Origin of the sequence: Limnofasciculus baicalensis BBK-W-15 (genome assembly GCF_024178385.1) — a bacterium.
Taxonomy (GTDB): Bacteria; Cyanobacteriota; Cyanobacteriia; order Cyanobacteriales; family Coleofasciculaceae; genus Limnofasciculus; species Limnofasciculus baicalensis.
Genome location: NZ_JAMZMM010000213.1, coordinates 2746 through 10673 on the forward strand (window position 1 = coordinate 2746; position 7928 = coordinate 10673).

Here is a 7928-nt window from a genome sequence, read left to right on the forward strand (position 1 = left end):
TATTTCGGTTTTGTGAAAGTATCTGCCCAAAATCAGCCAGAGAATTAGTCGTCACCGAGATATCTATCAACTTTTGCAATTCTGAAATATCTTCTAAACTATTGATGGCATTGATTAACTCAGTAGGTACAGTTTCAAACCGTATTTGTAATATGCGAATTATACCTGATTGGAGAGTTTGTCTAGTCCCCCGTTCAACTCCCTGCTGAAGTCCTCTCTCTTCCATACGACTAAGTAAAGGCATTTGTCTTTCCTCCTCGTAACGAATCAATTTCTCTTCAAATTGATATCCAACAACTCAAACACTACCATCACTATTTCGGTTTTGTGAAAGTATCTGCCCAAAATCAGCCAGAGAATTAGTCGTCACAGAGGTAACGATCAAGTTTTGCAACTCAGAGATATCTTCTAAACTATTGATGGCATTGATTAACTCAGGTGGCACAGTTTCAAACCGTATTTGTAAGATGCGAATTATGTCTGATTGGCGAGTTTGTCTAGTCCCCCGTTCAACTCCTTGCTGAAGTCCTCTCTCTTCCATACGACTAAGTAAAGGCATTTGTCTTTCCTCTCTATTAGGGCATAAACTTGGGGGAAAAAGAAGGTTAAGAATGATTCAAAATAATCTCCTATTGCTTCTTTCCAAGGACTATCATATTCAGCATTCGGTTCGCTCACAACTTAACTCCATTTCCCCTGACTATTTTATAGTCTAGCAATGTCTGATATTATTATCATGCAAGGGATATAACGCGATCGCATTTTTCCATTTCTGCTCTTACTCTCAATACTTCCGCTCTTGCCCAAGTATCGGCTGCTAAGATATCATCTAGACCAGGATTGGCGCAATTATCGGCTTGATGGCGATCGCAAACCTGTTCAATACACCGGGGAATATCCAAAAATCCAATCTTTTCCTCTAAAAATAGCGCCACTGCTTGTTCATTTGCCGCATTCAATACCGCAGGCATGGAACCGCCAGCCCTTCCCACTGCGTAGGCTAAGTTCATACAAGGATATTTTTCATGATCGGGTTCGCGGAAGGTTAAATCCCCTGATTTTACTAAATCTAAAGGTTTCCAATCAGTATAAATTCGCTCTGGCCAAGATAAGGAATAAAGTAAGGGCAATCGCATATCAGGCCAACCCAATTGAGCCAAAACTGAGGTATCTTGTAATTCTATTAGGGAGTGAATTATACTTTGGGGATGGATGACTATATCAATATGGTCATAATCCACACCAAAGAGGAAGTGCGCTTCAATCACTTCCAATCCCTTATTCATTAAAGTAGCAGAATCTACAGTAATTTTACGTCCCATTGACCAATTGGGATGTTTGAGGGCATCGGCTACTTTTACTTGGGCTAATTTTTCTACAGGCCAATCTCGGAAAGCACCACCAGAAGCTGTTAAAATAATCCGCCGTAACCCACCTGCGGGGACACCTTCCAGACATTGAAAAATAGCCGAATGTTCGGAATCTGCGGGGAGTAATTTTACCCCATGTTTTTCAATTAAAGGATTGACAACAGGACCACCAGCAATTAATGTTTCCTTATTCGCCAAAGCAATATCTTTCCCCGCCTCAATTGCCGCAATTGTCGGTAACAAACCCGCACAACCCACAATTCCCGTCACCACCACCTCAGCATCCCCATAACGGGCAACTTCCACCACTCCGGCTTGTCCGCCTAGTAAAATAGGCTGAGGATCGAGATCTGCGATCGCAGCTTTAAGTTCTGGTAACTTGGATTCATCAGAGATCGCAGCTATTTCCGGTCGAAATTGCCGAATCTGGGCTGCTAGCATTTCCACATTCCGACCTGCTGCCAATCCTATCAGCCGGAATTTGTCGGGATTGTGGGTAACGATATCGAGGGTTTGAGTACCGATGGAACCCGTGGAGCCGAGGAGGGTGATTGCTTTCACAATAGTTTCTTAATAATTAGCCGCTCATCTTACTATACGGTGCTTTGGGATCAGTTGTTTACTTCCTATGGGCTAGGGCGTGTCTTCAAAGTCCAAAATATGAGCTAGGGGCTAGAGAGGATAGGGAAGGAGATATTTTCATGCTTTACTGGTTTAAGCAGTTCATCAGCGGCTACTCTGAAATTAGCAGCATAGAGGAGAGACCGGATTGACTCCAACTACTGCCCAAGACTGGATTGCAGTTGCCAATGAACGAGCAGCGGATGCTGAAGCTCTACAGAAAGAAAGACCAAACTCAATTGGAGCAGTTTACATGGCGGGATACGCCATTGAATGCAGTCTCAAAGCCCTATTGCAAAAACGCGGGATACCTTTTCCTACCCATGGAAAAGAAGGACATCACTTGGGTAACTTGTGGAAAGCATCTGGATTGAAGTTTTCAGACATTAAAGATGCTAAAGGAACTAAAATATTCTTCCTAGAAAAAGAAAAGTGGAATACAGACTTGCGGTACGAAAGGTTTCTGCCAAATAGTTTAGGATTAGACATAGCAGAGTTGATGGAAGGAGCGAAGCAATTGAATAATTGGATACAGACACAGGTTAACCGCAGCAAGCCGAGGAAAAGTAAATGAATCATGCAGAAATAAAGGAACGCATTGAGCATAATATGGCTAATACCAACCTGGAAATCAACGATCTGCGGGTTCAACCAGATCCATTTATTGGTTGGCGTATAGCAATTGTTTCTTCAGGATTTGAGGGCAAAATATATGAGGAACGGAAAGAGATAGTTCTCAAAGGGCTTGAAGAGTTAACCATTGAGGGGCTTGATTTATTAACTCCTATTGAACGAAAATGGGCAGGAAATCTCCCGATTGATTCAACTCTTGAAGATATACCTCTTTGGCCTGAAGCACTTGCCCGTTCTAAAAATCCACAAACTGTTCTATTTCCCTCCGATTTAGATGAAGATTTAGATCGTCCGATTATTGCTACATTCTACTCCTTAAGAGGCGGAGTTGGTCGTTCAACTGCCCTTGCTTATACAGCGAGAATTCTTGCTAGTAGGGGTCGGACTGTACTATGTGTCGATATGGATTTGGAAGCACCAGGTTTAGCGGCACTTTTTGGCAAAGAAAATGAAATTAGTGAAGGACAAGGATTATTATCTATCTTATTAGCACTCGATCAGGGAGAAAAACCTGATATCCGCAACCACATTTTGCGTATTTCTGAAACAGATGAACTCTATTGTTTACCACCAGGTATACCTGATGCTAATTATGCCAGACTTTTAAATTTTATAGATCCTGCAGCTTGGTATCGTGAGGAACGGAATCCTTTGCGGGAATTGATCCAAATGTTGGGGAAAGATTTACCTTTTAAACCAGATGTTATTCTCCTAGATGCTAGAACAGGAATTACTCCTTTAAATGCTCCTTTACTTTTCGACTTAGCAGATTTAGCAATTATTGTATTCTTTCCCCATCCTCAAACTCAGATAGGAACGGCAGCATTAGTACGCGCCTTACTTGCCGCTAAAACTCAGCGTTCCGAATTGCAATTAACCCCAGAACCTCGGTTTTTAGTTTCGCCTATCCCGGCAAGTAAAGCACCAGAAGTGATAGAACGTTATGAAAATAGAGCGCTAAAATGGATTAGTGACTGGTTGGCAGTGCTTGATGATAAACGCTCTGAAGTAGACAAAATTATTGAATCAGAAATTACCCATTTTGTCCATTATCGAGAAGCGATCGCAACTTCAGATCGTATCCTAGTCGATCGAGAAATATGGCGGGAATTTAACCCCGTGGCAGAATGGCTGGAACGGTTTCTACCAACTCCTAGCGAACAACGGCAACCTGTTAGTTTATCCAATGCCAAAAACCAGATACTTAGTGAGTTAGAATTCTCAGCGGGAACAGCAGAGTATCAGAATAATTTGATCGAAACTTTTGTGGAAACAGAATTAGTTAATCGAGCTATTGAACCCCGCATTCCTTTAGTTATCGGTCGTAAAGGAACAGGAAAAACGGCAATATTTCGCCGGATTATGGAGAATTATCAGAAACCCTCAATAGTGGTTTTGTCTCCCGGTCCTTTGAGAGGAAATCGTCCCTGGATAATTAGTCCAGATGGCTTTAAAGCAATTGAAGAAACCCTAACAACCACAGGTGTTAGCTGGCGGGAATTCTGGACTATTCAAACTTGTCTCTCCTGTCATCTTTCATGGCAAGAACAACGTCCGCAACCCAATTCAATAATAGCTGAAATTTTGACTGAGGAACCAGATACAGAATTAGGAGTAGTTGAGTGTATTGAAGGTTTATTAAAAATAGATCGGATTGGACTTTTGGCTAGAGACTGGTTGAGTCGCCTTGACAAAATTGCCCAGCCAGATACAATTCTCTTATTAGATGGTCTTGATACTGGGTTTGGCAGTACCCAATCTGATAGAGAAAGGCGGACTAGAGCGATTGAAGGATTACTATCTTTAATTACAGATTTTGGCGATAATCTGCAAAAATTAAAATTTAAACTCCTATTGCGAGAAGATATTTGGCGGAAGCTAAGATTTGAAAATAAAAGCCACTTTTTTGGACGTTCCGTTACCTTAACTTGGGTTGATAAAGCTGAATTATTCAAAGTAGTAATTAAACAAGCATTGCGCTCATCTTCCTTCCGTCAACTGATTGGATCAACAGATTGGGGTAGCTTGTTTCCTAGTGATGATTATTGGACAGAATCCCAATTGTTTGAAGTGTGGAATATGCTAGTTGGAGAACGAATGCAGGGTGGAAAATCTGCCTTCACTCGGAATTGGGTTTGGAATCGCTTAGTTGATGGTAATGGAAACCGTAGTCCCCGCGCTTTGCTGCAACTTTTTGTCGCAGCTACCGCCTGGGAAAAGAGAGAACATCAGCGGAATTATTATGGGAAGACATTGATTCGGGCTAAAGCTTTGAGTGCGTCTTTAGAAGAGGTATCTAAACAGGCACTAGATGCACTTGTGAAAGAAGAATTTCCCGAATTGCAAGGATTAATTGACCAACTAAAAGAACTAGGTTACTCGCCGTTTAAAGCAACTGAATTACTTAACTTAGATGAAGCGTTGAGTCTGGCGAGAGAAGTTGGTTTGCTGGCTGTTTATGAAGGTACTGAAGATGAGGTTCAGCGCTATAAAGTACCTGATATTTATAGATTGGGTATTGGGATGACACGGAAAGGACAAGCTTAATAATGTAAGTTACTAATTGCTAACGGAATGGGGAATAGGCAATAGACAGGTTTGTTAGCCATTAGCGAAGATAAACCCGGTTGTTGAGAAAAACCGGGTTTATTACAGAATATTGCGATGCCTGCGGCAGCCGTTGGCGATCGCACTCTACCCCAAAATCTCCTCAATCATCCGATTCGCCTGAGATTCATAGCCACTGCCAAACAAATTAAAATGATTAATAATATGATATAAATTATAAATGGTCTTCCGCTTCTTATACCCTGAATCTAAAGCCCATACCTCATTATAACCCCGATAAAAAGCACCAGGAAAACCACCAAACAATTCTGTCATGGCAATATCTACTTCTCTGTCGCCCACATAAGTTGCCGGATCTAAAATAACAGGTTCTCCTAATTTAGTAATTGCCGCATTTCCACCCCATAAATCACCGTGAACAAGAGAAGCTTTAGGTTGATGATTCAGGAATTTTGCTACAAATGCCAGTAATTTATCTTGTTTTGGGAAATAACCACCCCGACGACGTGCCAATTGAAATTGATACCCTAATCGATGTTCAACAAAGAATTCTACCCAATTATCAGTCCAAGTATTAATTTGTGGGGTTGAACCAATGGTATTATTGCGATGCCAACCAAACCTATTTTGACCCCCCTCAGTCTCCCCTAAAAGGGATGAAGATGTGGGAGGAGTTACTTTGTGCATAGCAGCTAGCTTACGCCCCATTTCCAGCCAAGATTCGGTATTACTTCCACCAAATTCCAGCCATTCTAATACGAGATAAGCAGAATCATCTGCTATCCCACAGCAAATTGGTTTTGGTACTCGAATGGTTTGGGTATCAAAGATTTGTTTTAAACCCAAGACTTCAGCCTCAAACATTTCGACTTGAGAGGCTTGGTTAATTTTGATAAAGTAAGTGCGATTATTGCCAATCATGGCATAACCCTGATTAATACAACCACCACTGACAGGGCGACGGGTATTTATTTCAAATGTTTCGCCAGTGACTTTGCTGATATTATTTGATATTTCTGTCCACATTATTATAACTTGGGGTTTTATAGTTGGAATTTTGGCAGCGGATGGGTGGTTGGTTTTGTTTTGATAGCTTGTGGTTTTGGCAGCGGATGTCATAGATAATTTATCTTTTGGAGGTAAAGTTAATCGGGAAACCGACAATCCATCCGCTAGAAGCCAAGTTAATCGGGAAACCGACAATCCATCCGCTGCCACATCCGCTGCCACATCCGCTGCTACATTTACTACAACTAATAACCAGAATCAAGCTGGTGTAACTGTAACGATACCATAAGCATCGGTAGTCAGATACTCTTGAGCAGCTAACTGAATCTCAAGAGAATCAACTGCTTGAATAGCAGCGGGATAATTCAGTGCTGGGGCTAAGTCTCCAAGTTGAGAATAATAGTAGCCGTATAAACCTGTGCGATCGCTCGGTTTCTCATTACCAAATATAAACCGATTTGCTACTTGGGTGCGAATCCGGGCAATGTCAGCTTCGGCGACTAATTCGTTTTGCAACTTATGAATATGTTCGACAATGGCTGCTTCAACTGTAGGTATATTTTCCGCATCCAATTGGGCGGCAATATAAAATATTCCCTGAAGCTGTTGTGTCATATTACTCACGCCAATATGATTTACTAGTTGCCTTTCTTCTCGTAAATCTCTCACTAACCGAGACATCCGTCCATGACTTAAAATACCTGCGAGAACATCTAAGGCATAAGTACGTTTCAAATCTGTCATCCCTGGTACTCGCCACACCATTATTAACCGAGCTTGTTGTAATGTTTTATCAACATATTCCTGCCGGACAATTTCTGTAAATGGAGATTCTGGTTGGATTTTGGGGAGTGAATTTTCTGGAGTGAATTCTGAGTCATTAGTCTTGAGTTTTGTAAAGCTTTCGGCAACAATTTCAATTAAATTATCAACAGGTAAATTACCTACAGCGACGGCAACAGTCGAGCTAGGTTGATACCATTGGGCATGAAAGTCTCGCATCTGCTGAGGCTTGACTTGTTCGATTACTGATGTTGGCCCTAACACTTGTCGGCGATAGGGTAATCTTTCAAATGCTGTCTCCATTGCCCGTCGAAATGTGCGGCGACTGGGATTATCTTCTGAACGACGAATTTCTTCTAAAACTACTAAACGCTCTCGCTCAAAAGCATCATCGGGAATGCTAGGATTAATTACTACATCAAGTTGTAAAGGGGCTAGTTGAGCAAAATCTTTGGGAGCAGTGGTAATGTAGTAGTGGGTATAATCATGACTGGTAGCAGCATTTGTTACTGCACCCCGTTCCTCAATTAGCTTTTCAAATTCGCCACTTTTGATGCGGGGTGTGCCTTTAAATACCATGTGTTCGAGAAAGTGAGCCATACCATTAATCTCATCAGGCTCGACTGCGGAACCCACTTTCATCCAGACATTTAGGTTAACGGCATCAACTGGCATCTGCTCTGCCACTATTGTAAGTCCGTTAGGTAGTGTCTGGATCGTCGGGGCGTTAAGGGGGGGAGTCTTGAGCAGAGTGGATGTCATAAAATTCCTTCGTCGTGGGAAACTCCGCGTCTACCCTGCGGGAAGCAAGCTATAGACCGGAGAGGAACACGCGGTAGCGGTTTTAACCGCCTACCATGAGAGGGGAGGAGGGGTATGGTTGCCCCTCCGGTGAGGTATGGTTGCCTCAAGCTCCTTTCGGAGTAAAGTTAGCTTTGCCAATGT

Annotated in this window: 7 protein-coding genes and 1 pseudogene; 3 read left to right on the top strand and 5 right to left on the bottom strand. The window is 42.1% G+C overall.

The features are described from left to right. The 3 genes and pseudogenes from NJ959_RS18945 to dxr all read right to left on the bottom strand — a co-directional run. A pseudogene (locus NJ959_RS18945) lies at positions 1 to 244 on the bottom strand (transposase); the annotation flags it as partial. A gap of 54 nt (positions 245 to 298) precedes the next feature. Further along, entirely contained in the window at positions 299 to 559 is a 261-nt protein-coding gene (locus NJ959_RS18950; RefSeq protein ID WP_254013301.1) for a DUF4351 domain-containing protein, read from the bottom strand. Positions 560 to 734: 175 nt separating this feature from the next. Then, positions 735 to 1931: a 1-deoxy-D-xylulose-5-phosphate reductoisomerase gene (gene dxr, locus NJ959_RS18955; RefSeq protein ID WP_254013302.1), complete on the bottom strand. Its 1197-nt coding sequence runs from the start codon at positions 1929 to 1931 to the stop codon at positions 735 to 737. 208 nt (positions 1932 to 2139) lie between these two features. Between dxr and NJ959_RS18960 the strand changes: the two genes are divergently transcribed. Both NJ959_RS18960 and NJ959_RS18965 read left to right on the top strand, forming a co-directional pair. Further along, positions 2140 to 2565, top strand: a complete 426-nt coding sequence (locus NJ959_RS18960) for a HEPN domain-containing protein (RefSeq protein ID WP_254013303.1) — start codon at positions 2140 to 2142, stop codon at positions 2563 to 2565. After that, positions 2562 to 5171: a P-loop ATPase, Sll1717 family gene (locus NJ959_RS18965; protein WP_254013304.1), complete on the top strand. Its 2610-nt coding sequence runs from the start codon at positions 2562 to 2564 to the stop codon at positions 5169 to 5171. Before NJ959_RS18960 ends, NJ959_RS18965 begins: the two co-directional genes overlap by 4 nt. Before the next feature lie 147 nt (positions 5172 to 5318). Here NJ959_RS18965 and NJ959_RS18970 read toward each other — a convergent pair whose 3' ends face one another. After that, on the bottom strand, positions 5319 to 6218 hold the full coding sequence (locus NJ959_RS18970; RefSeq protein WP_254013305.1) for a fructosamine kinase family protein: 900 nt from the start codon (positions 6216 to 6218) through the stop codon (positions 5319 to 5321). Between the two features lie 76 nt (positions 6219 to 6294). Here NJ959_RS18970 and NJ959_RS18975 point away from each other — a divergent pair, with 76 nt between their 5' ends. Then, positions 6295 to 6489, top strand: coding sequence for a hypothetical protein (locus NJ959_RS18975; protein WP_254013306.1), 195 nt, complete (start codon positions 6295 to 6297; stop codon positions 6487 to 6489). Here NJ959_RS18975 and NJ959_RS18980 read toward each other — a convergent pair. After that, positions 6459 to 7745, bottom strand: a complete 1287-nt coding sequence (locus tag NJ959_RS18980; protein ID WP_254013307.1) for a M16 family metallopeptidase — start codon at positions 7743 to 7745, stop codon at positions 6459 to 6461. The genes NJ959_RS18975 and NJ959_RS18980 overlap by 31 nt on opposite strands. Positions 7746 to 7928 lie beyond the last annotated feature (183 nt).